Here is a 25,871-nt window from a genome sequence, read left to right on the forward strand (position 1 = left end):
GGCCGGGTCGTCCTCGCCGTGCTCCCGGGTGTAGCGCCGCGCGTCGAGGCGGGCGTCGACCATCCGCTGCCGCAGCACCGCGGCCCTGCTCGCCAAGCCGTCCACCCGATCGATGACGTCCATGACGAGGTGGAAGCGGTCCAGGTCGTTGAGCATCACCATGTCGAACGGCGTCGTTGTGGTGCCCCGCTCCTTGAAGCCCCGCACGTGCAGGTGCCCGTGGTTGGTGCGGGCGTAGGTCAGCCGGTGGATCAGCCAGGGGTAACCGTGATAGGCGAAGATGACCGGCCTGTCGCGGGTGAACAGCGCGTCGAATTCGCGGTCCGGCAGGCCGTGCGGGTGTTCGGAGTCGGGCAGCAGCCGCATCAGGTCGACGACGTTGACCACGCGGACCGCCAAGTCGGGCAGCTCGCGGCGCAGGAGCGCCGCGGCGGCCAGCGTCTCGAGCGTCGGGACGTCGCCGGCGCAGGCCAGCACCACGTCGGGCTCCGCGGTGGCGGTGCTGGCCCACTGCCAGATGCCCAGGCCGCGCGCGCAGTGGGCGATCGCCTCGTCCATGTCCAGGTAGGCCAGCGCGGGCTGCTTGCCCGCGACGATGACGTTGATGTAGTCGCGGCTGCGCAGGCAGTGGTCGGCCACCGACAGCAGGGTGTTGCCGTCCGGCGGCAGGTACACCCGCGTCAGCTCCGCCCGCTTGTTGGCGACCAGGTCGATGAACCCCGGGTCCTGGTGCGAGGCGCCGTTGTGGTCCTGGCGCCACACGTGGGAGGTCAGCAGGTAGTTCAGCGACGCGATGGGCCGCCGCCACGGCAGCTCCCGGCTGGTGCCCAGCCATTTCGCGTGCTGGTTGAGCATCGAGTCGACGATGTGCACGAACGCCTCGTAGCAGTTGAACAGCCCGTGCCGCCCGGTCAGCAGGTAGCCCTCCAGCCAGCCCTGGCAGAGGTGCTCGGAGAGCACCTCCATGACCCGGCCGTCGGGCGCCAGATTCTCGTCGTCGGGGCCGATCTCCGACATCCACGCCTTGGCGGTCGACCCGAACACCGCGTCCAGCCGGTTGGAGGCGGTCTCGTCGGGGCCCATCAGCCGGAACCGGTCGGGGTTGCGGGCGATCACGTCGCGCAGGAAGGCGCCCAGGACGCGGGTGGCCTCGTGGGTGACGGCCGCCGGGCGGTCCACCTGCACCGCGTAGTCGCGGAAGTCGGGCAGCTCGAGGTCGTGCAACAACAGGCCGCCGTTGGCGTGCGGATTGGCGCTCATCCGGCGATCGCCGGTCGGCGCCAGCGCCCGCAACTCGGGCCGCAGGGCGCCGTCACCGTCGAACAGTTCCTCGGGCCGGTAGCTGCGCAGCCAGTCCTGCAGCTGCGCGCGGTGCTTCGGGTTGTCGTGCGTCTCCGACAGCGGCACCTGGTGCGCCCGCCAGGTGCCCTCCACCTTCTTGCCGTCGACCTCCTTCGGGCCGGTCCAGCCCTTGGGCGTGCGCAGCACGATCATCGGCCAGACCGGCCGTTGCGGGTGGTCGCCGGCGCGCGCGGCGCGCTGGATGGCGGCGATGTCGTCGAAGGCGTCGTCGAGCGCGGCGGCCAGCTGCCGGTGCACGTCGGTCGGGTCGTCACCGGCGACGGTGATCGGCCGATAACCGTAGCCGCGCAGCAGCGCCTCCAGCTCGACGTGTGGGATCCGCGCGAGGACGGTCGGGTTGGCGATCTTGTAGCCGTTGAGCGCCAGGATCGGCAGCACGGCGCCGTCGGTCACCGGGTTGAGGAACTTGTTCGAGTGCCAGCTGGCCGCGAGCGGCCCGGTCTCGGCCTCACCGTCACCCACCACGCAGGCCACCACCAGGTCGGGATTGTCGAACGCCGCGCCGTAGGCGTGCACCAGCGCGTAGCCGAGCTCACCGCCCTCGTGGATGGACCCGGGTGTCTGGGCGGCGACGTGGCTGGGGATGCCGCCGGGGAAGGAGAACTGCCGGAACAGCTTGCGCAGCCCCTCGGTGTCCTCCTCGATTCCGGTGTAGACCTCGCTGTAGGTGCCCTCGAGGTAGGCGTTGGCCACCAGGCCGGGGCCGCCGTGGCCGGGGCCGGTGACGTAGATGACGTTGGCGTCGCGGTCGCGGATGACCCGGTTCAGGTGCGCGTAGATCAGGTTGAGCCCGGGCGTGGTGCCCCAATGCCCGAGCAGCCGCGGCTTGACGTGCTCGACGGCCAGCGGCTCGGTGAGCAGCGGGTTGTCGAGCAGGTAGATCTGTCCGACGGACAGATAGTTCGCGGCACGCCAGTAGGCGTCGATCAGGTCCAGCTCGTCGTCGGCAAGGGTGGTGGACTTTCCTACGCTCGTCTCAAGGCTCACCGCGCCAATTGTCCAAGGCGTCGCTGCGCGCCGCCAGGTTCAAAGGTCACTCTTCGCCGCGCGCCCGCGCCTCGTAGGCGCGCCGCTTCGCCACGTCGACGTCGTCGGTGAAGACGTGGTCGCCGCCGAGCAGCCGGTTCATTCCCTCGGACACGGCACGCGGCAGGTATTTCTGCGACACGATGAGGGCGCCGGCGGTTTTCGTTACCCGCACCCGCGGCCGGGGATGGGCGATCAGCCGCACGATGGCGTCGGCGATGTCGGCCGGTTCGGCGTTCTTGATGCCCTTGGCGCCGGAGGTGCCGGCGGTCAGCTCGGTGTTGACGAACGTCGGCAGGACCGCGGAGAACTTCACACCGGTCGTGCGGTATTCGATCCGGGCGGCGTCGGTGAAGCCGATGACCGCGTGCTTGCTGGCGCAGTAGGTCGCCGCCCCCGCCAGGTAGGTCTCGCCCGCGAGGGAGGCGACGTTGATGACGTGGCCCGCGCCGCGCGGGAGCATGCGTTGCGCCGCGAGCTTGCTGCCCAGGATGACGCCGTAGACGTTGATGTCGAGGATCCGCCGCGTGACGGCGTCGGGCTCGTCGACGACGCGGCCCAGCGGCATGATGCCGGCGTTGTTGACCAGCACGTCGACCGGCCCGAGTTGCCGCTCGACGCCGTCCAAGAAGTCCGCGAACGACTGGGGGTCGGTGACGTCGAGCCGCCCGTAGACGTCGAGGCCGAGGTCCGCGCCGGCCTCCTTGACCTTCACCTCGTCGACGTCGCCGATGGCAACCTTCGCGCCCAGGCCGTGCAGCGCCGTCGCGGTGGCCAGGCCGATGCCCCGGGCGCCGCCGGTGATGACGACGACCTTGCCGCCCACCTTGACCGCGAGGGATTCCGTGTCCGCCATGTCGCCCCTTCCGGTGACAAGCACAGCACTCGGGGCCCGGGCGCGCAATGCCCTGCCCGGGCGGCGCGCGGCGGCGCGATCACCACCCCGCCGAACCGGGGCCGCCTTTGAATGGGCCGCTGATCCAGCTGGTGATCCAACCGCCGTAGAAGCCCCCGGGCTGCGGTACGACGACCTCCCCGTTAACGGTGCACCGATCGACGGCGCCGGCCATGACCGCGACCGCACCGGCGATCGCGGCGAAACCCGGCGTCGGCTCCGGATAGCTCCAGGCGCACTTGCGCGCGACCTGGCCGCCGCCGATCAGGTCGTAGTAGGCGGCCCGGCCTTTCCACTCGCACCAGGAATTCCCGGACGCCGGGCGCAGGCCGCCCTCGGCGAACGCTTCGCGAGGCAGATAGTAGGTCGGCGGATGGCTGGTTTCGAGCACCCGCCAGGCACGAGAAGCGCGGGCGACGACCTCACCCCCCAGCTCGACGGTGAGGGAACCCGCGAACGGCTCGACGCGCGGTGGCCGGGGGTAGTCCCACACCGACTCGCGCCGGGGCCCGGATTCGCTCATCTGTCGTCTCCCTGGCTGGTCGTCGCGGTGCCGCCCCCCGTCGGCCCGAGCGTAGCGGCGAATCAGCGCAGCAGCAGCCACGCCAGGCTGCCCCCGCCGGCCAGCGCGCAATAGATCGCGAACGGCGTCAGCGTGCGCGTCTCGAAGTAGCGGGTGAGGAACCGCACCGCCAGGTAGGCGCAGACGAACGAGGCGACGCTGCCGGCCAGCACCTGACCCTGGATGCCCTGGCTGAGCGGCCCGAACAGCTCCGGGATCTTGTACACCCCGGCGGCCAGGATGATCGGCGTCGCGAGCAGGAAGGAGAAGCGGGCGGCGTCCTCGTGCGACAGGCCCCGCCACAGGCCGGCCACGATGGTGATGCCGGATCGGCTGATGCCGGGCAGCAGCGCAAGGATCTGCGCGGCGCCGATCAGCACACCGCGCCGCAGCGGCAGCTCGGCGAGCCGGTGATCGGCGGCCTCCCCGGCGTCGTCCGACGGCTCGCCGGCCGGGCGCGCGGCGGGCTCGGCGGCCGGCGCGACGCGGCGCCGCAGCACCTCACCCACGTACAGGGCGACCCCGTTGACCAGCAGGAACGCCGCGGCGGGCACGGGCTTGCCCAGAGTCGTGCGAAACAGCTGTTCCAGCAGCAGCCCGGCGAGCCCCACCGGGATGGTGCCCGCCACGATCAGCCACGCCAACCGCTCGTCCGCGTTCTGCACGCGGCGGTGCCGCACCGACGAGACGAAGCCGGACAGGATGCGCACCCAGTCCCGCCAGAAGAACACCAACAACGCGGCCGCCGTCGCGACGTGCAGGCCCACGATGAACGCCAGGTACGGCGACTTGGGCGCGGACACGCTCAGGTCGGCCGCCCACCGCCCGCCGACCAGCGCCGGCACCAGCACCGCGTGCCCCAGGCTCGACACCGGGAACAACTCGGTGACCCCCTGAAACGCCCCGACCACCACCGCCTCGACGTAGCTCAAGTGCGCGCTCATGACTCGGTGCCTCCATCGACGGTCTGGGCGGATCGGCCTGTGACGATAGCCCACCGCACCCCTCACCGGGTGCCGCAGGCGCGCCCCGGCGGGCCGAATCCGGTTGGCGACAGGCCTTTTGGGCCGACGCCGGGGCGGTCCGCCGCGCAAGACGGCGCACCGCGTCGGGCGCGTCGGGGGCAGGTACGGTGTGCGAATGGCCGACGGGTTACTCGATGCCGTGCGGGTGCTCGACTTGTCGAGCGGCGTCGCCGACGCGGTGACCCGCCTGTTCGCCGACCTGGGCGCCGACGTCCTCAAGATCGAACCGCCGGGCGGCAGCGCGGGGCGTGACGCGCTACCCGCCCTGGGCCGGGCCAGCATCCCGTTCGCCGTGCACAACGCCAACAAGCGCTGCGCGGTGCTCGACCCCTTCGACGACGACGATTGCGACCGCTTCCACGACCTGGCCGCCGAATCCGACATCGTCATCGACACGGGCTTCGACGAGCAGGGCGCCATGTTCGGCACCTCCGGCGCCGAGCTGGCGGCCCGCTACCCGCACCTGGTGGTGCTGTCCATCACCTACTTCGGGGCCGCGGGTCCGCGGTCGTCGTGGCGGGCCACCGACCCGGTGCTGTACGCGATGTGCGGCGCGCTGTCGCGGTCCGGCCCCACCACCGGCACCCCGGTCCTGCCGCCCGACGGCATCGCGTCGGCGACCGCGTCGGTGCAGGCGGCGTGGGCCGCGCTCGCCGCGTACTACAACCGGCTGCGGTGCGGCACCGGCGAATACATCGACTTCTCCTGGTTCGACGCGGTCGTGATGGCGCTCGACCCGGCGTTCGGCGCCCACGGCCAGGCGGCGGCCGGGATCCGCAGCGGCGAGCGGTGGCGGGGCCGCCCGAAGAACCAGGACGCCTACCCGATCTATCCGTGTCGCGACGGCCATGTCCGGCTGTGCGTGATGGCGCCCCGGCAGTGGCGGGGCCTGCGCCGCTGGCTGGGGGAGCCCGAAGAGTTCCAGGACCCCAAGTACGACGTGATCGGCGCGCGCTTCGCGGCCTGGCCGCAGATCAGCGTGCTGATCCAGGAGATGTTCGGCCCGCAGACCATGAAGGAGTTGGTGACGGCGGGGCAGGCGCACGGGGTGCCGATCGCCGCGGTGTTGACGCCCGCGCAGATCCTGGCGTCCGACCACTTCCAGGAGGTGGGCGCCACCACCGACGCGGAGCTGGCCGCCGGGGCGCGCACCAGCGTGCCGACCGGCTACTTCGTGGTCGACGGGCGCCGCGCCGGCTTCCGCACCCCCGCACCGGCCGCGGGGCGCGACGAACCGTTCTGGCGGGGCAACCCGTCGGTGGTGCCGTCACCGGGGGGCCGCCTCGGCGACTACCCGTTCGCCGGCCTGCGGATCCTCGACCTGGGCATCATCGTCGCCGGCGGTGAGCTCAGCCGGCTGTTCGGCGACCTGGGCGCCCAGGTGATCAAGATCGAGAGCGCCGACTACCCGGACGGGCTCCGGCAGGCCCGCGCCGGTGAGGCCATCAGCGAGTCCTTCGCCTGGACCCGGCGCAACAACCTCGGGCTCGGCCTGGATCTGCGCAGCGAGCAGGGCAACGAGCTGTTCCGCCGGCTGGTCGCCGACGCCGACGCCGTCTTCGCCAACTTCAAACCGGGAACGCTGACGGCGCTGGGCTTCTCCTACGACGCGCTGCGCGCGATCAACCCGCGCATCGTGCTCGCCGAGAGCAGCGCGTTCGGCGACACCGGTCCGTGGAGCACCCGCATGGGTTACGGCCCGCTGGTGCGCGCCACCACCGGCGTCACCCGGCTCTGGACATCCGACGACGCGCAGGAGACGGACTCGGGCAGGCACGCGTTCTATGACGCGACCACGATCTTCCCCGATCACGTCGTGGGGCGGGTGACGGCCGTCGCGGCGCTCGCGGCGCTCATCCACCGCAACCGCACCGGCAGGGGCTCCCACGTCCACATCTCGCAGGCCGAAGCCGTCGTCAACCAGCTCGACACGCTCTACGTCACGCAGGCGGCGCTCGCCGCGGGCGTCGCGCAGGTCCGCGACGACACCAGCCTGCACGCGGTCTACCCGTGCGCCGGCGACGACGAGTGGTGCGTCATCTCGATCACCTCCGACGACGACTGGCGCCGCGCCGCGTGGGTGCTCGACCACTCGGCGTGGGCGGACGACCCGCGCTTCGCCACCGGCGAGGCGCGGCAGGATCACCGTCGTGAGCTGATGGACCTCGTCTCGGCCTGGACCCGGACCCGCACTCCCGCGCGGGTCGCCGAGATCCTGCAGGCGGCCGGGATCGCCGCGGGGCCGATGAACCGCCCACCCGACATCCTCGAGGACCCGCAGCTGACCGCGCGCAAGGTGTACAGCCCCATGGTGCATCCGCTGATCGGGCACCCGCTGCCGGCCGAAACCGGCCCCGCCCCGTTCCACCACATCCCGCCGGCGCCGCAACGCCCGGCGCCGCTGCCCGGCCAGGACACCGTCGAGATCTGCCGGACGCTGCTGGGCATGAGCCCCGCCCAGGTCGAGCAGCTGCGCGAGGCGCGGGTGCTGTTCGGGCCGACCCCCCACGCCTGACGCGGGGCGGCCCGTTCCCGGGACCAATTCATAGCTTCGCTAAATTCGTCGCATGACCGTCGACCCCAAGACACCGGTGCTGATCGGCTACGGCCAGGTCAACCATCGCGGCGAGATCGACCCCGACGGGCCCACCGTCGAGCCCATGGACCTCATGGTCGCCGCGGCCCGCGCGGCCGCCGACGCGGCGGTCATCGACGCGGTCGACTCCATCCGGGTGGTGAACATCCTGTCGGCGCAGTATCGGGATCCCGGCCTGCTGCTGGGCCAGCGCATCGGGGCCTCCGGTTTCGGCACGCTGTACAGCCCCGTCGGCGGCAACGTCCCGCAGTCGCTGCTCAACCACGCCTGCCTCGACATCCAAAGCGGCCGGGCCGGGGTGGTGCTGCTGGCCGGCGCCGAGACCTGGCGCACCCGCCGCGCCCTGCGCGGCCGGGGCGGCAAGCTCACCTGGACCGAGCAGGACCCCTCGGTGCCGATGGCGGCGATCGCCGGCGCCGACGTCCCGATGGCCGGGGAGGCGGAGATCAGGATCCGGCTCGACCGGCCGGCCTACGTCTATCCGCTGTTCGAGCAGGCGCTGCGGATCGCCAACGGCGAGTCGGTCGAGGCGCACCTCGACCGCATCGGGCAGCTGTGGGCGCGGTTCAACGCGGTCGCGGTCGACAACCCGCACGCCTGGATCCGCACGCCATCGACCGCCCAGGAGATCAGCCATCCCGGCCCGGTGAACCGGATGATCAGCTGGCCGTACACCAAGCTGATGAACTCCAACAACATGGTCGACCAGGGCGCCGCGCTGGTCCTGGCGTCGGTCGAGCAGGCGACCCGGCTGGGCGTCCCCGCCGAACGGTGGGTGTTTCCGCACGCGGGCACCGACGCGCACGACACCCCGTCGGTCGCCGAGCGCGCCGAACTGCATCGGTCGCCGGCGATCCGCATCGGGGGCGCGCGGGCGCTGGAGCTGGCCGGTGTGGGCATCGACGACGTCGACTACGTCGACCTGTATTCGTGCTTCCCTTCGGCGGTGCAGGTGGCGGCGGCCGAACTGGGGCTGGCCGCCGACGACCCGGCACGGCCGCTGACGGTCACGGGCGGGTTGACGTTCGCCGGTGGTCCGTGGAGCAATTATGTCATGCACTCCATCGCGACCATGGCGGAGTTGCTGGTGGCCAACCCGGGCCGGCGCGGACTGATCACCGCCAACGGCGGCTATCTGACCAAACACAGCTTCGGCGTCTACAGCACCGAGCCGCCGGCGCGGTTCCGCTGGGAGGACGTGCAGCCCGCCGTCGCCGCCGAACCCACCCGCGAGGCGGCCGTCGAGTGGGAGGGCGTCGGCACCGTCGAGGCCTGGACCACCCCGTTTGACCGGGACGGCAATCCAGAGAAGGCTTTCCTGGCAGTGCGCACACCCGACGGGTCGCGCGCGCTGGCCGTCCTCACCGACGACGCCGCGGTGCGCGCGTCGGTGCGCGACGATATCGCGGGCGCCAAGGTTGCCGTCAGCGCCGACGGCGGCGCCATTCTGCAGTAATCCAACCGGCGCCACACACCAGCTCGTCAGGGCCGCGAGCGGGGTAACGGTCGCGTAGGTGCTAGCGGCCTGCCTATGGTTTAGGCGGATGTTGGGGGAGGTGGGCCCGGGTGCAGATCCTGGTTACCGACGCCACCGGAGCGCTCGGGCGGCTGGTGTCCGCGCAGCTGATCGCTGCCGGCCACTCCGTCACCGGCATTGCTGAACTCCCGCATCCGTGTTTGCACGGCAACGTCGAGCTTGTTTGCGCGTCGCTCCGTGAGCCGGTGCTCTACGAGCTCACCGCGCAGGCCGACGCGGTCCTGCACCTGGCGCCGGTCGACCCCAGCGCGCCCGGCGGCGCCGACGTCGACGGCCTGGCGCGGGTCACCGACGCCGCCGCCCGCGCCGGCGCCCGGCTGCTGGTCGTGTCGCAGGCCGCGGGCCGGCCGGACCTGTACGGGCCGGCCGAGGAGCTGGTCGTCGGCAGCTGGGGGCCCAGCCTGATCGTCCGTAGCGCGCCGCCGGTGGGGCGCCAACTCGACTGGACGGTGTGCCGCACGGCGGCCACGGTGTTGCGGGCCAAGGTCACCGAGAGGCCCTTGCGCGTCCTGCACCTCGAGGATCTCATGCGGTTCCTGGTCGCCGCGGTCGACACCGACCGGACCGGCGTGGTGGACCTGGCCACCCCCGACACCGTCAACATGGTGACCGCCTGGCGGCTGCTGCGCGCGGCGGACCCACGGTCGCGGGCGCAGCGAGTCCGCGGCTGGGCGACGCTGTTCCCCTACATGAATGTCGCTCAGGTACAAGAGGATTGGTCGTTCGAGTTCGGCTGGCACGCGCTGGACGCGGTCGCCGACACCGCCCGGGGGCTGGTGGGCCGGCGCCTGGGCGCCGCGGGCGCGACCAACCGCGGCGGCCAATTCCCGCTGCCCGTGGAGGTGCAGCCGCGCCCGCGCCCATCGCAGCGGGTGCGCGGCGCCGCGCCCGAAGGGGTCGACGGCGAGTTCGACGACCGCATCGACCCCCGGTTCCCGGTGTTCAGCGGCGCCGGCCTCGCCGAGGCGCTGCCGGGCCCGCTCACCCCGATCACGCTGGACGTGCAGATGAGCGGGCTGCGCACCGCGGCCGGCGTGCTGGGTCGCATCCTGGCCCTCGGCGGGGAGGTCGACCGGGAGTGGGCGAGCCGGGCCGTCGCGGTGTTCGGCCACCGCCCCTACGTCGGGGTGTCCGTGAACATCGTCGCGGCCGCCCAGCTGCCGGGCTGGGACCAAGACGCGCTCACCCGTGACGCGCTCGTCGGGCAGCCGCAGGTCGGCGACCCGCTGCCGTTCGGGGATCCGCCGCTGGCCGGGGGCGCGCGGGGATCGGTCGCCAAGGCGGTCGCCGCCGGGCGCTCCGTCGCGCTGCTGCGCCACCTCCGGCGCGACACCCGCGACTACGTCGCCGCCGCGACCGCCGAGCACCTCGACGCGACCTCGCTGACGACCCTGCCCGACGCCGGCCTCGAGGTGCGAATCCGGTTGCTGCGCGACCGCATTCACCAAGGTTGGATCCTGACCGCGCTGTGGCTGATCGACACCGGCGTCACCGCGGCGGCGCAGCGCTCGAGGGGTGCCGGCACGGTCCCCGGTATCGGGATGATCACCGACACGTCCCTGGTCGCCGGCGAACTCGCCGAGTTGGCGGCGCTGTTGCGCGCCGACCCGGCGCTGTGCGCCCTGGCCCGCCAGGGCAACGTGGCCAGCCTTCGTGCGCTATCCCCGCGGACCGTCGCCGCCATGGACGCCGCCGTGGACCGGCTGCGGCATCGAGGACCGGGCGAGGCGGAGCTGGCCGCCGCGACCTTCGCCGACGACCCGACGCTGCTGCTGGCGGCGGCCGCCGCCGAAGCGGACGCGCCGACTCCCGGGCCCGCGCGGGCCGTCGACCCTGCCCGCGGCTCGCGGGAGCTGGCCTACGACGCCACGCTGCGTTTCACCCACGAACTGCGAACGACGTTGCGCGAGTTGGGGACCCGCCGAGTCGCGGCCGACACCGCCGACGCCGTCGACGATGTGTACTACCTCACCTGCGACGAGCTCGTCAGCACGCCCGCCGACGCCCGGTTGCGCGTCAAACGCCGCCGCGCCGAGCGGGACCGCCTGCAGGCCCAGCGTCCACCCGAGGTCGTCGACGGGGCGTGGACGCCGGTCGCCGACGGCGCCGCGGGCTGAGCGCTCAGGCCAGCAGCTCGCGCAGCCGCAACGCGTTGCGCACCGCGTGGCCGCCAAGGTCGTTGTTGAAATACATCCACACGTCCTTGCCGGCGGCGCCCCAGTCGGCGATCAGGCCGGCCCACCGCCCCAGGTCGGAGTCCGGGTAGGAGCCCTCGTACATGGCGTCCGGATCGGGACCGTGCATCCGCACGTACACCAGGTCGGTGGTGGCGCGCGGGATGCACGGCAGCCCCGCGCCGCTCATCACCACATAGGCGGCGCGGCGGCGTTCCAGCACCTCGAACACGGCGGGGTCGTTCCACGACGGGTGGCGCAGCTCGACGGCCACCCGGATCTCGGCGGGCATGCTGCTCAGGAAGGAGTCCAGACGCTCGTCGTCGCGCTGTTGCTCGGGGTGCAGCTGCACCAGCAACACACCGTGGCGATCTCCCAATGTGCGCCAACAGCTTTCGAAGCGCTCGATCCACGGCTCGGGCGAGGCCAGCCGGCGGTAGTGGGTCAGCCCGCGGTGTGCTTTGACCGACATGGTGAACCCGGGCGGCAGCTGCTCGCGCCAGCCCGCGAACGTGGCGTCCTTGGGCCAGCGGTAGAAGCTGGCGTTGAGCTCGACGGTGTCGAAAACCTCGACGTAGCGCGCCAGCCGGCGCCCGGCCGGTGTCCCGGTGGGGTACAGGACGCCGGCCCAGTGGTTGTAGGACCACCCGGAGGTGCCGATGCGGACGGTCAACCGGTCACCCGCCGACGCACGTCGTCGTCCAGCGACGCCCGGACCAATGCGGCGGCCAGGCGCGCATTATCCTGCGGGGCAAGCGAACTCAGCTTGGCCGGGCTGGTGGGCAGGCCCAGTTGCCCGGCCGCGGCGGTGGCGCGGTCGTCGAAGTAGGGCCGCACCCAGGTCCACACGTCCTGCACTTCCCGCAGGTAGATGTCGGCGCCCGTGTCGCCGATTCCCTTGAACGCCTTCAGGAACCGCTTTGCGGTACCGGCGTCGCCCCCGCTGCGCTCGGCCAGGCCGCGCAGGTCGCCGGAGTACTCGGCGTTCACCCGCTCGGCCATGGCGGTCAGGCGGGTCGCCGAGCTTTCGTCATAGCGGACGTAGTGCGCGCGCCCGAACGCGTCGATTACGGCCCCGCGCTCGGCGGCCAGCACCGCCTTCGGGGTGCGCAGGCCGGCCCTGAACAGCTCCCGGGCGGCGCTCGTCGCGATGGCCGCGTCGATCGGCTTGCTGGCCAGCATGCACAGCACCAGCAGCTGGAACAACGGCATCGGCTTGTCGCGGGTCGTGATTCGCGCCTCGGCCGCGTACGTCGTCCCGGCGACGTCGAGCAGCCGACACGCCACCTGTTGCGGCTTAGCCATACCGCCTCGCGTACCCGCACCCTGTGCCAGCAAACCGCGCGCTCACTTGGGCGGCAGGCCCCGCGCGTAGTCGGTGCCGCGGCGCACCCAGCCCTGCAGTTGGCGGTGGGTGCGCAGGGCGGCTGCGTCGACATGAAGCCAGCCGCGCATCTCGCGGCCCGCCATCACCATCGGGGTCACGTGCGGACGCCGCAGCAGTGTGTCGGCGTCGCCCACCCGGACCAGCAACCCGCCCCGGCCGCTCGCGGCCACCGCCATGTTGCCGTTGACGAGGAACGCCAGGCCGCCGAACATCCGTTTCTCCACGACCCCGCCCTCGCGGGCGAGGCATTCCCGGATGCCGTTGGCCAGGTCTTCGTCGTAGGCCATCCGCCAAAGGTAACGCCGAGCGTGACGACGGTGTCACGCTCGGCGCTGATGTGACGTCGCTGTCACAGGTAATCAGGCGGCGGCGACCGCACCTTGGGTGGCCGGTTCCAGCGCCTGGGCGACGATCTCGGCGACGTCGGTCATCGGTTTGACCGTCAGGGCCTCGAGCACCTCGGCGGGCACGTCGTCCAGATCCGGCTCGTTGCGCGCCGGGATGAACACCGTTGACAGGCCGGCGCGTTGCGCGGCCAGCAGCTTCTGCTTCACCCCGCCGATCGGCAGCACCCGCCCGTTCAGCGTGACTTCGCCGGTCATGCCCACGTCGGAGCGGACCTGCCGCCCGGTCGCCATCGACACCAGGGCCGTCACCATCGTCACACCGGCCGACGGCCCGTCCTTGGGCACCGCGCCCGCGGGCACGTGCACGTGGATGCGCCGGTCCAGCGCCCTCGTGTCAATGCCCAGCTGCTCGGCGTGCGAGCGGACGTAGGACAGGGCGATCTGCGCCGATTCCTTCATGACATCGCCCAGCTGACCGGTCAGCTGCAACCCGGCGTCGCCGTCGGTGGCACCGGCCTCGATGTAGAGGACGTCACCGCCCAGGCCGGTCACTGCCAGGCCCGTCGCCACGCCCGGCACCGCCGTGCGTTCGGCAGACTCCGGCGTGAACCGCGGCCGGCCGAGGTAGCCGACCAGGTCGGGCTCTTCGATCGTCAGCGGGGCCGGATCGGCCGCCAGCTTGGTGGTCGCCTTGCGCAGCGCCTTGGCCAGCAGCCGCTCGAACTGCCGCACGCCCGGCTCCCGGGTGTAGTCGGCGGCGATCTTGCGCAGCGCGGCGTCGGTGAGGGTCACTTCGTCCTCGGTCAGCGCCGCCCGCTCCCGCTGCCGCGGCAGCAGGTACTCGCGGGCGATGGCAACCTTGTCGTCCTCGGTGTAGCCGTCGATGGTCACCAGTTCCATGCGGTCCAACAGCGCCGACGGGATGTTCTCGATCACGTTGGCGGTGGCCAGGAACACCACGTCGGACAGATCCAGGTCCAGGTCCAGGTAGTGGTCGCGGAACGTGTGGTTCTGCGCCGGGTCCAGCACCTCGAGCAGCGCCGCGCTCGGGTCGCCGCGGTAGTCGGAGCCCACCTTGTCGATCTCGTCCAGCAGCACGACGGGGTTCATCGATTTCGCCTCGCCGATCGCGCGGACGATCCGGCCCGGCAACGCACCGACGTAGGTGCGCCGGTGGCCACGGATCTCCGCCTCGTCGCGCACGCCGCCCAGCGCGACGCGCACGAAGGAGCGGCCCAGCGCCCGCGCGACGCTCTCACCCAGCGAGGTCTTGCCGACGCCGGGAGGGCCGGCCAGCACCATCACCGCGCCGGAGCCGCGACCGCCGACGACCTGCAGCCCGCGCTGCGCCCGGCGGGCGCGCACGGCCAGGTACTCGACGATGCGGTCCTTGACGTCGTCCAGCCCGTGGTGGTCGGCGTCCAGCACCGCCCGCGCGGCCACCAGGTCGGTCGAGTCTTCGCTTTTGACGTTCCACGGCAGGTCCAGCACGGTGTCCAGCCAGGTGCGGATCCAGCCGCTCTCCGGGCTTTGGTCGCTGGACCGTTCCAGCTTGCCGACCTCGCGCAGCGCGGCCTCCCGCACCTTCTCGGGCAGGTCGGCGGCCTCGACGCGGGTCCGATAGTCCTCGGACCCGTCCGGTTCGCCGTCCCCGAGTTCCTTGCGGATCGCCGCCAGCTGCTGGCGCAGCAGGAACTCCTTCTGGGTCTTCTCCATGCCCTCGCGGACGTCTTCGGCGATCTTGTCGTTGACCTCCACCTCGGCGAGGTGGTCAGCGGTCCACTCGATCAGCACCCGCAGCCGCTCGGTCACGTCGACGGTCTCCAGCAACTGCCGCTTCTGCTCGTTGCTGAGGTAGGACGCGTACCCGGAGGTGTCGGCAAGCGCCGACGGGTCGGTCAGCCGGTTGACGTAGTCGATGATCTCCCACGCCTCGCGCCGTTGCAGCATTGCGAGCAGCAGCTTCTTGTACTCGGCCACCAGCGTCTTGATCTCGTCGGTGGTCGCGGCGTCGGGCACCTCGGTCACCTCGACCCACAGCGCGGCGCCGGGCCCGGACGCGCCGGCCCCGATCTGCGCCCGGCGCTCGCCACGCACCACGGCGGCGGTGCCGCCGCCGGCCACGCGTCCGACCTGCAGAATCTTCGCGATCACCCCGTGGGTGGGGTAGCGGTCATGAAGGCGCGGGGCGATGAGCAGCTGCCCGGAGTCGCTCGCCTGCGCGGCGTCGATCGCCGCCCGAGCGGCGTCGTCCAGCGCGATCGGCACGACCATGCCCGGCAACACGATGGTGTCGGTGACAAACAGCACCGGCACCGACTTGGCTTCAGCCATCAATCCTCCAAAAGTTGAGTCTGATGCGCTTAACCCAGGAGGTGGCCGGTTTGTTCCCGCGGCCGGGTCGGTTCGCCGAACGTGAAGCTGGCTTCACGCTCGACGACGAACGTGAAACTGGCTTCACGCTCGATCGGCTAGCCCGGCCCCAGGCGGCGCAGCTGCGTCACGTGCCGGGGCGAGAGCTCCTCGAGGCAGGTGACGCCCAGCAGCCGCATCGTGCGGGTCAGCCCCTCGGCCAGGATGTCGATCGCGCGGGTCACGCCGGCCTCGCCGCCGGCCATCAGCCCGTACAGATAGGCCCGCCCGACCAGGGTGCAGCGCGCCCCGAGCGCGATCGCCGCCACGATGTCGGCGCCCGACATGATGCCGGTGTCGACCAAGATCTCGGTGTCCGCGCCGAATTCGCGCGCCACCGCGGGCAGCAGGTGGAACGGCACCGGGGCCCGATCCAGCTGGCGCCCACCGTGATTGGACAACACGAGGCCGTCGACGCCGCGCTCGACGACGGCGCGGGCGTCCTCGAGCGTCTGAATGCCCTTGACCACCAGCTTGCCGGGCCACTGCGCCTTGATCCACTCCAGGTCGTCGAAGGTCAGGCTGGGGTCGAACATCGTGCTCAGGTATTCCGCGACGGTGCCCGGCCACCGGTCCAGCGACGCGAACGCCAGCGGCTCGGTGGTCAGCAGGTCGAACCACCACTTCGGGTGGGGCACCGCATCTAAGACGGTGCGCAGCGTCAGCGTCGGCGGGATGGTCATGCCGTTGCGGTTGTCGCGCAACCGGGCGCCGGAGACCGGCACGTCGACCGTGGCCAGCAGCGTGTCGAAACCCGCGTCGGCGGCGCGTCGCACCAGCGCCATCGAGCGCTCCCGGTCGCGCCACATGTACAGCTGAAACCACTTGCGGCCCTGGGGAACAGCGCTCACCAGGTCCTCGATGGCGCAGGTGCCCAAAGTAGACAGCGAAAACGGGATTCCCGCCGCGGCGGCCGCCCGCGCCCCGGCGATCTCGCCCTCGGTGTGCATCAGCCGGGTGAAGCCGGTGGGCGCGATCCCGAAGGGCAGCTCGACGGGCCGCCCGAGCACCTCCCAGCCGGTGCTCACGCTGCTCACGTCACGCAGGATCGTGGGGTGAAATTCGATGTCGCGGAACGCTTGTCGGGCACGCTCGATGGACAGCTCGTCTTCGGCGGCCCCGTCCGTGTAGTCGAACGCCGCCCTGGGCGTGCGCCGCTTGGCGATGCGGCGCAAGTCCTCGATGCTGAAGGCGTTGGCGAGCCGCCGCTTGGTCGCGCTGAACTGTGGCCGCTTGAACTGCATCAGCGGAGCGAGATCGTGGAAGCTGGGCACTCGTCGATTGACCGCCATATGTGCCACCGTAGTCATATGAATCCCGTCGGCGACCCCTTCGACCTCGCCCGTTTCGTCGAGGCGCAGGAACCCGTGTACGACGACGTCGTCGACGAACTGCGTAATGGCCGAAAACGCAGTCACTGGATGTGGTTTGTGTTCCCACAGCTGCGCGGCCTGGGCGGCAGCGCGATGGCGGTGCGCTACGGCATCGCCTCGCTGGAGGAAGCCGGCGCCTACCTGCGCCACGACCTGCTGGGGCCGCGGCTGCGCGAATGCACGGATCTGGTGAACCGGGTGCGGGGACGCACGGCGGGCGAAATCTTCGGTTCGCCCGACGACGTGAAACTGCGGTCGTCGATGACGCTGTTCGCCCGCGCCACCGACGACAACGACGCGTTCGTCGCCGTGCTCGACCGCTACTACGGCGGCGAGGAGGATCCCGTCACGGTGGCCCGCCTCGGCGGTGCCTAGCGCGGGCTCAGGATCCGCCAGCCGTGCGGTTCCACCGTCACCGCGTCGACGACCTCCGGCGGCGGCGCGGCCGACCCGCCGAGGACCTCAGCGCGCCCCACGCCCCAGTCCGACACCGCGACCCGCAGCGGCTTGTCGTCGATGTTGAGGGCGACCAACAGGGCGTCGTCGCCGCTGCGCGCGGCGTAGACGTACTGGCGGTTTTCCAGGCGCGCCGCGGTGGTCGACGCCCGGTGCAACCACGGGTGGCGGCGGCGCAACCCGATCAGAAATTGGTGCAGACTCCACACCTCGGCGCCGAACGCGTCCAAAGGCTGTGGGGGAGAGCCGAATTCGGGGCGCACAGCGTCGTCGCCACCGAACCGTTCCTCCTTGACGGCGCGGAATCCGAACTCATCGCCGGCGTAGATGCTGGGGACGCCGCCAACGGTGAGTAGCAACACCAGCGCGTGCGCCAGGTGGCGGGAGTCGTCGAGCTGGCTCGCGATGCGGGTGACGTCGTGGTTGCCGACGAAGGTGAGCGGGGCGAACCGGCGAAGAAAGTCGTTGTGCCGCTGCAGGGCCCAGTCGAGCTCGAAGAAATTGCCGTCGTTCAGACCGCTCCAGATCGCCTTCCACAGCTCGTACTGGGTTGCCGAGTCGAACTTGGCCGCCTCGACCGCGGCGGCGTAGTCGCCGTGGATCAACTCCCCGACGAACCAGGCGTCGGGGTGGCGCTCCCGCGCCCGCGGCAGCGCGGCGGCCCAAAACCGTGGTGGTACGGCGTAAGCGGCGTCGAGGCGCCACCCGTCGGCGCCGCGGTGCAGCCAGTGGGTGAGTACGTTCACGGTGTAGTCGAGGACTTCGGGGTTGTCGTGGTTGAGGGTGATCAGGCCGTCGTGACCCTCGAACGTGTGGAATCGGCCGGGGCGCCCGCGAAACCAGCGCGCGGCCGCGGCGTGATCGGCCGCGGCGACGTCCGCGGCGGCGCGATAGCGGGCGAAGTCCTGGCCGACGTGGTTGAACACCCCGTCGAGCAGCACCCGCAGCCCGCGCCGGTGCGCCTCGGCGATCAGGTGGTCGAAGTCCGCGTCATCACCGAGCCGCGGGTCAATGCGGTAGTGATCGGTGGTGTCGTATCCGTGCGTGCGCGAGGCGAAGATCGGGCCCAGCGCCAGGCCGGAGGCGCCCAACGCGACGGCGTGGTCCAGCCAGTCGACGAGCCGCCGCAGCCGGTGTTCCTCGGGCCGCGGCGGCTCATTCGACGCCGCCGTGGGATAGGCGCCCACGAAGCCCAGGGGATAGACGTGCCACCAGATGGCGTGGTCGACCCAGGACAGCCCCGTCACGGCGCGGCGATCAGCCGACGCCCGCCAGCGTCTGGGCCGCGGCGATCGCCTGGGCAACCCCGGAGACGATGGCCGCGGCCTTCAACGCTTCCTGGATGGATTCGCGGCTGACGCCCGCCTCGCGCAGCGTGTGCTCGTGGGCGGCGACGCAGTCGGGGCACCCGTTGATCGATGACACCGCGAAACACCACAGCTCGAAGTTCGCCTTCTCCACGCCGGGGTTGGCGATGATGTTCATCCGCAGCCCCGCGCGCAGGTCGTCGTACTTGCCGTCGAGGAACCCGCGGCCGCGGTAGAACACGTTGTTCATCGCCATGATCGACGCCGCGCCCAGGGCGGCGTGGTAGGCCTCGGCGGACAGCGTGTCGGCCGCCTCGGTGCCAATCTCGCTGAGCACCTGGGGGTTTCGTGTGGCCGCGGCGCAGGCCAACAGGGTGCCCCAGAGCTGCTCCTCGTTGAGCTCGGTGGTGCGGCTGATCGAGCCGAGGTTCAGCTTGAGGTCCTTGGCGTACTCGGGCAGCGCTTCTTTGAGGTTGTCTATGCTCATCCTGGTCTCCTCGTCCGACCTCTCGACCTTAGGGGGAATGACCGAAGTCCGGGCCTTTAATCAGGCCCGGACCACGGATCACGCGCGGGCTCCGCTCAGGCGGACGCCTTGAGCAACTCGCCGGCGTTCAGCGTCGGGTCGCCCTTGCGCCAGTTGCAGGCGCACAGCTCGTCGGATTGCAGCGCGTCGAGGACTCGCAGCACCTCTTCGACGTTGCGGCCCACGGAACCGGCCGTCACGGAGACGAACTGGATCTCGTTGTTGGGGTCGACGATGAAGGTGGCCCGGTCGGCCACGCCGCCGGCGTTGAGGACGCCGGTGGCCAGGCTCAGCTCCCGCTTGATGTCCGACAGCATGGGGAACGGCAGGTTCTTCAGGTCCTCGTGCTGGGCGCGCCAGTTGAAGTGGACGAACTCGCTGTCGATGGACACCCCGAGCACCTGCGCGTCGCGGTCGGCGAACTCGTCGTTCAGCTTGCCGAACGCCGCGATCTCGGTGGGGCACACGAAGGTGAAGTCCTTGGGCCAGAAGAACACCACGCGCCACTTGCCCTCGTAGTCGTCGCTGCTGACCGTCGTGAAGTAGTCCTCGGGCTGCTTGGCGTCGACCTTGGACAGATCACCCGCGATGAGCGCGGTGAGTTCGTAGGCGGGGAACTGGTCGCCGATGGTCAACAAAGGCATATCGCTCCTTAATTGGATCAAGTCAAGTTTGGTGGTCTACGCCCATGGTGCCGTCTACCCTTGTTGAAGTAAAGGTGATATTTCCCACTACACTTATAGGCATGCCCGATAAGAGTTATCAGCCCACGATCGCCGGCCTGCGGGCGTTCGTCGCAGTGGCGGAGAAGCGTCAATTCAGCAGTGCCGCAACGGCTCTCGGCCTCAGCCAGTCCACCTTGTCGCAGGCGCTGGCCGCCCTGGAGGGCGGCCTGGGCACCCGGCTGGTCGAGCGGTCGACCCGGCGTGTCCTCTTGACGGCGGAGGGCGCGCAGCTGCTGCCGCGCGCGCAGGCCGTCGTCGACGCGGCAGACGCGTTCACGGCCGCGGCCGCCGGCTCCGCCGACCCGTTGCGCAGCGGGATGCGCCTGGGGCTCATCCCGACGGTCGCGCCGTATGTGCTGCCGACGGTGCTGGCGGGGCTCGCCGAGGAGTTGCCCGGGCTGAACCTGCGCGTCATCGAGGACCAGACCGAACGCCTGCTCACGGTGCTGCGGGAGGGGGCGCTGGACGCGGCGCTGATCGCCCTGCCCGCGGACGTCGGCGGTGTCACCGCAATCCCCATCTACGACGAGGATTTCGTGCTGGCGTTGCCGCCCGCACACCCGCTGTCCGGCAAGCGTCGGGTGCCCACCACGGCGCTCGCCGAGTTGCCGCTGTTGCTGCTGGACGAGGGGCACTGCCTGCGCGACCAGGCGCTCGAGGTATGCCACATCGCGGGGGTGCGCCCCGACCTGGCCAACACCCGGGCGGCGTCGCTGGCGACCGCGGTGCAGTGCGTGACCGGGGGGCTCGGCGTGACTCTGATCCCGCAGACCGCCGTGCCGGTCGAGGCCTCTCGCAGCCGGCTCGGCCTGGCGCAGTTCGCGGCCCCCCGGCCGGGTCGGCGGATCGGGCTGGTGTACCGGTCCTCCAGCGGCCGCGACGAGTCCTACCGCCGGCTCGCCGCGACGATCGGTGAACTGGTCGGCAGTCAACACCAGGTCCGGCTGGTGAAATAGGCCGCGCCCGCGGCGGTAGGTTCGGCGCATGGAGAAGGTGATCGCGGTGCTGATGCGCGCCGAGCCGGACGACGACTGGTGCGCCCGGCAGCGGGGCCCCGTCGCCGACGCGCTGCTGCAACTGGGACTGCCGGGACTGGCGATCAATGTCCGCGACGCCCCGGTGCGGAACTCGCTGATGACCCTGACCACGCTGGACCCGCCGGCCGCCGCGGTGGTCAGCATGTGGACGCAGCAGTGCTACGGCGACCAGCTGCGAGCGGCGCTCGGGCTGCTCGCCGGCGAGTGCGAACGGCTCGCCGCCTACCTGGTGACCGAGTCGGTGCCGCTCGAGGCGCCCGCCGTCGAGCCGGGGACCGCGACACCGGGATTGGCCAACGTCGCGCTGCTGCGCCGGCCCGCCGGCCTGGACCGGGAGACGTGGCTGGCGCGCTGGCAAGGCGACCACACGCCGGTGGCCATCGAGACGCAGTCGACGTTCGGTTACACCCAGAACTGGGTGGTGCGAGCCCTGACTCCCGACGCGCCGGGAATCGCCGCCATCGTCGAGGAGTTGTTCCCGGCGGAGGCCGTCACCGACCTCAGGGCGTTCTTCGGCGCCGCCGACGACGCCGATCTGCACGACCGCCTGAGCCGGATGGTCGCCAGTACAACAGCATTCGGCGCCAACGAGAACATCGACACCGTGCCCACCAGCCGGTACGTGCTCCGCTCGCCGTTCAAGGACTGAGGTGGTGGTCGTATGACAACGCTGGACGAGGCCGTCGGGCTGGCGGCGGCGGACAGCGGGCTGGCGGTGATCTCGACGGTCCGCGCCGACTCGACGGTGCAGGCGTCGCTGGTCAACGTCGGCCTGTTGACGCACCCCGACGGGGGCCAACGGGTGCTCGGCTTCACCACCTACGGCAAGGTCAAGCTCGCCAACCTGCGGGCGCGCCCGCAGCTAGCGGTCACCTTCCGCGACGGATGGCGCTGGGCCACCGTCGAGGGCCGCGCCGAACTGGTCGGCCCCGACGACCCGCGGCCGTGGCTCGCCGACCCCGACCGGCTGCGGCTGCTGCTGCGCGAGGTGTTCACCGCCGCGGGGGGCACCCACGACGACTGGGACACCTACGACCGGGTGATGGCCGACGAGAGGCGCGCCGTCGTGCTGATCGACCCGACCCGGGTCTACAGCAACGGTTGAGGCCGATAGGCTCTCAAGCCGTGACGCTGCAGATCAACGACGATAAGCGGGTACGCACTCTCACGCTGAATCGGCCGGAGGCGCTGAATGCCTTCAACGAGGCGCTCTACGACGCCACGGCCGAGGCGCTGTTGGCCGCCGCCGACGATCCGGAGGTGGCGGTCGTGCTGCTCACCGGCGCGGGCCGCGGATTCAGCGCCGGCACCGACCTCACCGAGATGCAGGCGCGCATCACCGACCCGGATTTCACGCCGGGCAAGCACGGTTTCGTCGGCCTGATCGACGCGCTGAGCGCGTTCCCCAAACCGCTGATCTGCGCGGTCAACGGCGTCGGAATCGGGATCGGTGCCACCATTCTCGGCTACGCCGACCTGGCGTTCATGTCGTCGACGGCCCGGTTGAAGTGCCCGTTCACCAGCCTGGGCGTGGCGCCGGAGGCGGCGTCGTCGTACCTGCTGCCCCAGCTCGTCGGCCGGCAGAACGCCGCCTGGCTGCTGATGTCGTCGGAATGGGTCGACGCCGACGAGGCGCTCCGCATGGGTCTGGTCTGGCGCGTCTGCGAACCCGACGAACTGCTGACCGAGGCGCGCCGGCATGCGGAGGTCCTGGCCGCACGCCCCATTGCCAGCCTGATGGCGGTGAAGCACACCATGACCGAACCGCTGCGCCCGCAGATCGCGGCGGCCAGCGCCCGGGAGAACGCTCACTTCGCCGAGTTGATGGGCGCCCAGGCCAACGCCGCGGCGCTCGCCGAATTCAACAGAGCGCGCTAGGCCGAACTGCAAACCGCTACACCGCGGGCGCCGTCTCCATGTTTGCTGCGGCGGCGATGATGGCCCGCAGCGTGCGCCGGCAGCGCCCGCAGTCGGCGCCGGCACCGCACGCGGCGGCCACCTCCTTGGACGTGGAGGCGCCGCGGGCGACGACGTCGCACACCGTCTGATTGGTGGCTCCCACACACAGGCACACGTACATCAGCGCCACCCCCGCACGCAGGCAATCCCTTCGTCGAACGCTCCCGCACGCGACCGCGGGCCGGTGCCGAAGTGGTGCTCCCGGATCATCAGAAGTCCCCTCGAACTCGCCGCCGCATATCGCCGCATATTAGATGAGTCTAACCTAAGTCGATAAGCGCAGTCTAACCTAAGAATGCCTGGGCGCGGTCCACGCCGCGACGCGGTGAGCGCAGCCAAACCTTGCTGGAAGATTCGCTGTGCGCATGGCAAAGTGCTGCTACAGCCCAGGGGGTGCGCATCCGCCCGCCATGGCCCGCCGCGACAGCCCGTCCACACCGGAGGAGTGATTCATGCAAGGGGATCCGGAGGTTTTGCGCCTGCTCAACGAACAGTTGACCAGCGAGCTCACCGCGATCAACCAATACTTCCTGCATTCGAAGATGCAGGACAATTGGGGCTTCACGGAACTGGCCGAGCACACCCGGGCCGAATCGTTCGACGAGATGCGGCACGCCGAGGCGATCACCGACCGCATCTTGCTGCTCGACGGGCTGCCCAACTATCAGCGCCTGTTTTCGCTGCGCATCGGCCAGACGCTGCGCGAGCAGTTCGAGGCCGACCTGGCCATCGAGTACGAGGTGCTGGAACGCCTCAAGCCCGCGATCGTCTTCTGCCGGGAAAAGCAGGACAGCACCACCGCCAACCTCTTCGAGCGGATCGTGGCCGACGAGGAGCTGCACGTGGACTACCTGGAGACGCAGCTGCAACTGATGGACAAGCTCGGCGAGGAGCTCTACTCGGCGCAGTGCGTTTCGCGGCCGCCGGGCGGCGGGTCCGGGGGCTAACCGCGGCGCGCCCCGCACGGGCGCACCCGGCGCGCCTGCGATTGCCGTCGACTGACCCTGGGCATTATCAGCGGCGAACGGCAAACGAGAGGCACCCATGACGACCCCTGACACGGCGGCGCCGAGCGGACCCGCTCTCGCCGACCAGGCGGGCAGCGCGGCGCTGATCAGCCCACAACGACGCAACCTGATTTTCGTCGCGATCGTGCTCGGCATGCTGCTGGCCGCGTTGGACCAGACGATCGTGGCGACGGCGTTGCCGACGATCGTCGCCAATCTCGGGGACGCGGGTCACCAGTCGTGGGTGGTCACCAGCTACCTGCTCGCCTCGACGATCGTCACCGCCTTGGTCGGCAAGCTCGGTGATGTCTTCGGTCGCAAGCGGGTGTTCCAGGTCGCCATCGTCTTCTTCGTCGTCGGCTCGATCCTGTGCGGCCTGGCGCAATCGATGGCCATGCTGGTCGCGGCCCGCGCCTTGCAGGGGATCGGCGGCGGCGGCATCACTGTCACCGCCAGCGCGCTGATCGGCGAGGTCGTCCCGTTGCGGGAACGCGGCCGCTACCAAGGCATCCTGGGCGCCGTCTTCGGCGTCACGACGGTCATCGGTCCGCTGCTGGGCGGTTACTTCACCGACTACCTGACCTGGCGGTGGGCGTTCTGGGTCAACGTGCCCATCTCGGTGATCGTCATTTTCGTTGCGGCCGCGGCGATTCCGGCGCTGACCGCCGCCTCCAAACCTGCCGTCGATTACGCGGGCATCGCGTTCATCGGCCTGGGCGCGGCGGGGCTGACGCTGGCCACCAGCTGGGGCGGCACCCTGTACGCGTGGGGATCGCCGACCATCGTCGGGTTGTTCGTCGGGGCCGCCGTGGCGCTGGGCGTGTTCGTCGTCGTGGAGCGCCGCGCCGCCGAGCCGATCCTGCCGATCCGGTTGTTCGCCAGCCCGGTGTTCACGGTGTGCTGCGTGCTCTCCTTCGTCGTCGGGTTCGCCATGCTGGGCGCCATGACGTTCCTGCCGACCTACATGCAGTACGTCAACGGCGTCTCGGCGACCACCTCCGGTCTGCGCACGCTGCCGATGGTGGTCGGCATGCTGTTCACCTCGACCGGCAGCGGCACCATCGTCGGGCGCACGGGTCGTTACAAGGTGTTCCCCGTAGCCGGAACCGCGCTGATGGCGTTGGCGTTTGTGTTGATGTCGCGGATGCAGCCGTCCACCCCGACGGTGGTGCAGTCGCTGTATCTGGTCGTGCTCGGCGCCGGCATCGGCCTGTCCATGCAGGTGCTGGTCTTGATCGTGCAGAACACGGCGAACTTCGAAGACCTGGGCGTCGCCACCTCCGGCGTCACCTTCTTCAGGACGATCGGAAGTTCGTTCGGGGCGGCAATTTTCGGTTCGCTGTTCGTCAACTTCCTGAACCACCGAATGGGGGCGGCTCTGGCGGCCAGCGGCGCGCCGCCCAGCGCCGTCGCGTCCCCGGAAGCCTTGCACCGGCAGCCGCATAACGTGGCCGCGCCCATCGTCGCCGCCTACGCCGAGTCGCTCACCCAGGTGTTCTTGTGGGCGGCGCCGGTCGCCCTGGTGGGCTTCGTGTTGGCGTTGTTTCTGCGCGAAGTGCCGCTGCGCGACTTGCACGACAGCACAGTCGATCTCGGCGACGCGTTCGGCATGCCGACCAGCGAGACGCCGGACCAGATGCTGGAAACCGCGATCGCCCGGATGCTGCGCGGCGAGACGGGGATGCGGCTGCGCAGCATCGCCATGCGCCCCGATTGCCAACTCGACGTCGCCGGGTTGTGGGGGGTGTTGCGCGTCAACCGGTACTCCCAGTTGTACGGGACGGCCAAGATCACCGACATGGCCGACTACGCGCGCATTCCGTTCGAGGTGCTCGAGCCGACCTTCACGCGCCTGGTCACCACCGGCTACGTGCGCCGCGACGGCGAGCTGATGTGGCTGACGCCTGCCGGGGCGCAACAGGTCGCCTACGTGCACGCGTTGCTGGTGGCCTGGCTCGTCGACAAGCTCGCGCGCTCGCCCGGATTCGAGGGCCGCCCGGATCGCCGGCAGGTGGAGGCCGCGTTGGAGCGCGTCGCAGGACGCCTTGTGGCGCAACGCGATTGGCACGAAGAGCAGCCCACCACGACCATCCGGACACCGGCGCCGCGTCCGCTGCGCTGACAGCTGTATGCCGGCGTCCGGCGCGGGCGTACCATC

At 70.9% G+C, this 25,871-nt stretch carries 23 protein-coding genes; 10 read left to right on the forward strand and 13 right to left on the reverse strand.

Annotated elements, in window-relative coordinates; translation table 11 throughout:
- The 4 genes from A5700_RS06420 to A5700_RS06435 form a co-directional block, all read right to left on the reverse strand.
- Nucleotides 1-2,349, reverse strand: a 2,349-nt coding sequence (locus A5700_RS06420) for a phosphoketolase (protein ID WP_068204544.1), incomplete at its 3' end; no start/stop codon positions are given.
- Nucleotides 2,350-2,395: 46 nt separating this feature from the next.
- Nucleotides 2,396-3,244, reverse strand: coding sequence for an SDR family oxidoreductase (locus A5700_RS06425; protein WP_068072514.1), 849 nt, complete (start codon nucleotides 3,242-3,244; stop codon nucleotides 2,396-2,398).
- Between the two features lie 79 nt (nucleotides 3,245-3,323).
- Nucleotides 3,324-3,806: a DUF427 domain-containing protein gene (locus A5700_RS06430; protein WP_068072511.1), complete on the reverse strand. Its 483-nt coding sequence runs from the start codon at nucleotides 3,804-3,806 to the stop codon at nucleotides 3,324-3,326.
- A gap of 62 nt (nucleotides 3,807-3,868) precedes the next feature.
- Nucleotides 3,869-4,789, reverse strand: coding sequence for an undecaprenyl-diphosphate phosphatase (locus A5700_RS06435; protein ID WP_068072508.1), 921 nt, complete (start codon nucleotides 4,787-4,789; stop codon nucleotides 3,869-3,871).
- Nucleotides 4,790-4,979: 190 nt separating this feature from the next.
- On the opposite strand from A5700_RS06435, the gene A5700_RS06440 reads away from it, so the two are divergent.
- The 3 genes from A5700_RS06440 (at nucleotide 4,980) to A5700_RS06450 (ending at nucleotide 11,120) form a co-directional block, all read left to right on the forward strand.
- Nucleotides 4,980-7,385: a CoA transferase gene (locus A5700_RS06440; RefSeq protein WP_068072505.1), complete on the forward strand. Its 2,406-nt coding sequence runs from the start codon at nucleotides 4,980-4,982 to the stop codon at nucleotides 7,383-7,385.
- Nucleotides 7,386-7,437: 52 nt separating this feature from the next.
- The gene (locus A5700_RS06445) at nucleotides 7,438-8,922 is read left to right on the forward strand and encodes an acetyl-CoA acetyltransferase (RefSeq protein WP_068204547.1); all 1,485 of its coding nucleotides are present in this window, start codon (nucleotides 7,438-7,440) and stop codon (nucleotides 8,920-8,922) included.
- Between the two features lie 110 nt (nucleotides 8,923-9,032).
- Entirely contained in the window at nucleotides 9,033-11,120 is a 2,088-nt protein-coding gene (locus tag A5700_RS06450) for a hypothetical protein (protein ID WP_068072500.1), read from the forward strand.
- Nucleotides 11,121-11,124: 4 nt separating this feature from the next.
- Here A5700_RS06450 and A5700_RS06455 read toward each other — a convergent pair whose 3' ends face one another.
- The 5 genes from A5700_RS06455 to A5700_RS06475 all read right to left on the reverse strand — a co-directional run bounded on the left by A5700_RS06455 (nucleotide 11,125) and on the right by A5700_RS06475 (nucleotide 16,615).
- Nucleotides 11,125-11,850, reverse strand: a complete 726-nt coding sequence (locus tag A5700_RS06455; RefSeq protein ID WP_068072498.1) for a DUF72 domain-containing protein — start codon at nucleotides 11,848-11,850, stop codon at nucleotides 11,125-11,127.
- Nucleotides 11,847-12,482 carry an endonuclease gene (locus A5700_RS06460; protein ID WP_068072495.1) on the reverse strand — a complete coding sequence of 212 codons (636 nt, stop codon included), beginning with the start codon at nucleotides 12,480-12,482 and terminating at the stop codon, nucleotides 11,847-11,849. The genes A5700_RS06455 and A5700_RS06460 overlap by 4 nt, the downstream gene beginning before the upstream one ends.
- 42 nt (nucleotides 12,483-12,524) lie before the next feature.
- Entirely contained in the window at nucleotides 12,525-12,851 is a 327-nt protein-coding gene (locus A5700_RS06465) for a TfoX/Sxy family protein (protein WP_068072492.1), read from the reverse strand.
- Between the two features lie 72 nt (nucleotides 12,852-12,923).
- Nucleotides 12,924-15,245, reverse strand: a complete 2,322-nt coding sequence (gene lon / locus A5700_RS06470; RefSeq protein WP_068072489.1) for an endopeptidase La — start codon at nucleotides 15,243-15,245, stop codon at nucleotides 12,924-12,926.
- A 137-nt stretch (nucleotides 15,246-15,382) separates the two neighbouring features.
- Complete coding sequence (locus tag A5700_RS06475; RefSeq protein ID WP_068072486.1) at nucleotides 15,383-16,615, reverse strand: alpha-hydroxy acid oxidase; 1,233 nt, start codon at nucleotides 16,613-16,615, stop codon at nucleotides 15,383-15,385.
- 18 nt (nucleotides 16,616-16,633) lie between these two features.
- Between A5700_RS06475 and A5700_RS06480 the strand changes: the two genes are divergently transcribed.
- The gene (locus A5700_RS06480; protein WP_068072483.1) at nucleotides 16,634-17,071 is read left to right on the forward strand and encodes a DUF1810 domain-containing protein; all 438 of its coding nucleotides are present in this window, start codon (nucleotides 16,634-16,636) and stop codon (nucleotides 17,069-17,071) included.
- On the opposite strand, the gene A5700_RS06485 is transcribed toward A5700_RS06480, so the two are convergent.
- From A5700_RS06485 to A5700_RS06495, 3 genes are all read right to left on the reverse strand, one after another.
- Nucleotides 17,068-18,399 (reverse strand): alpha-amylase family glycosyl hydrolase, encoded by a 1,332-nt coding sequence (locus tag A5700_RS06485; RefSeq protein ID WP_068072480.1) that lies wholly within the window; start codon nucleotides 18,397-18,399, stop codon nucleotides 17,068-17,070. The two genes, A5700_RS06480 and A5700_RS06485, sit on opposite strands and share 4 nt — an antisense overlap.
- Nucleotides 18,400-18,409: 10 nt before the next feature.
- On the reverse strand, nucleotides 18,410-18,946 hold the full coding sequence (locus A5700_RS06490; protein ID WP_068072477.1) for an alkyl hydroperoxide reductase: 537 nt from the start codon (nucleotides 18,944-18,946) through the stop codon (nucleotides 18,410-18,412).
- A 95-nt stretch (nucleotides 18,947-19,041) separates the two neighbouring features.
- Nucleotides 19,042-19,629, reverse strand: coding sequence for a peroxiredoxin (locus A5700_RS06495; protein ID WP_068072474.1), 588 nt, complete (start codon nucleotides 19,627-19,629; stop codon nucleotides 19,042-19,044).
- Nucleotides 19,630-19,730: 101 nt separating this feature from the next.
- On the opposite strand from A5700_RS06495, the gene A5700_RS06500 reads away from it, so the two are divergent.
- From A5700_RS06500 to A5700_RS06515, 4 genes are read left to right on the forward strand one after another with little or no spacing between them, the layout of a single operon-like run.
- Nucleotides 19,731-20,666 (forward strand): hydrogen peroxide-inducible genes activator, encoded by a 936-nt coding sequence (locus A5700_RS06500; protein ID WP_068072471.1) that lies wholly within the window; start codon nucleotides 19,731-19,733, stop codon nucleotides 20,664-20,666.
- Nucleotides 20,667-20,694: 28 nt separating this feature from the next.
- Nucleotides 20,695-21,396, forward strand: a complete 702-nt coding sequence (locus A5700_RS06505) for an EthD domain-containing protein (protein WP_068204551.1) — start codon at nucleotides 20,695-20,697, stop codon at nucleotides 21,394-21,396.
- Nucleotides 21,397-21,408: 12 nt separating this feature from the next.
- Nucleotides 21,409-21,852 carry a TIGR03618 family F420-dependent PPOX class oxidoreductase gene (locus A5700_RS06510; protein ID WP_068072466.1) on the forward strand — a complete coding sequence of 148 codons (444 nt, stop codon included), beginning with the start codon at nucleotides 21,409-21,411 and terminating at the stop codon, nucleotides 21,850-21,852.
- Between the two features lie 20 nt (nucleotides 21,853-21,872).
- A complete protein-coding gene (locus A5700_RS06515; RefSeq protein WP_068072464.1) occupies nucleotides 21,873-22,625 on the forward strand; it encodes an enoyl-CoA hydratase/isomerase family protein in 753 nt (250 codons plus the stop codon).
- Between the two features lie 16 nt (nucleotides 22,626-22,641).
- Here A5700_RS06515 and A5700_RS06520 read toward each other — a convergent pair whose 3' ends face one another.
- Nucleotides 22,642-22,827, reverse strand: a complete 186-nt coding sequence (locus tag A5700_RS06520) for a bacterioferritin-associated ferredoxin (protein WP_068072528.1) — start codon at nucleotides 22,825-22,827, stop codon at nucleotides 22,642-22,644.
- A 331-nt stretch (nucleotides 22,828-23,158) separates the two neighbouring features.
- Between A5700_RS06520 and bfr the strand changes: the two genes are divergently transcribed.
- Both bfr and A5700_RS06530 read left to right on the forward strand, forming a co-directional pair.
- A complete protein-coding gene (bfr, locus tag A5700_RS06525) occupies nucleotides 23,159-23,653 on the forward strand; it encodes a bacterioferritin (RefSeq protein WP_068072461.1) in 495 nt (164 codons plus the stop codon).
- Between the two features lie 97 nt (nucleotides 23,654-23,750).
- Nucleotides 23,751-25,835, forward strand: a complete 2,085-nt coding sequence (locus A5700_RS06530; protein WP_082966219.1) for an MDR family MFS transporter — start codon at nucleotides 23,751-23,753, stop codon at nucleotides 25,833-25,835.
- The last annotated feature ends 36 nt before the right edge of the window (nucleotides 25,836-25,871 follow it).

The organism is Mycobacterium sp. E1214 (assembly GCF_001666755.1).
Lineage (GTDB): Bacteria > Actinomycetota > Actinomycetes > Mycobacteriales > Mycobacteriaceae > Mycobacterium.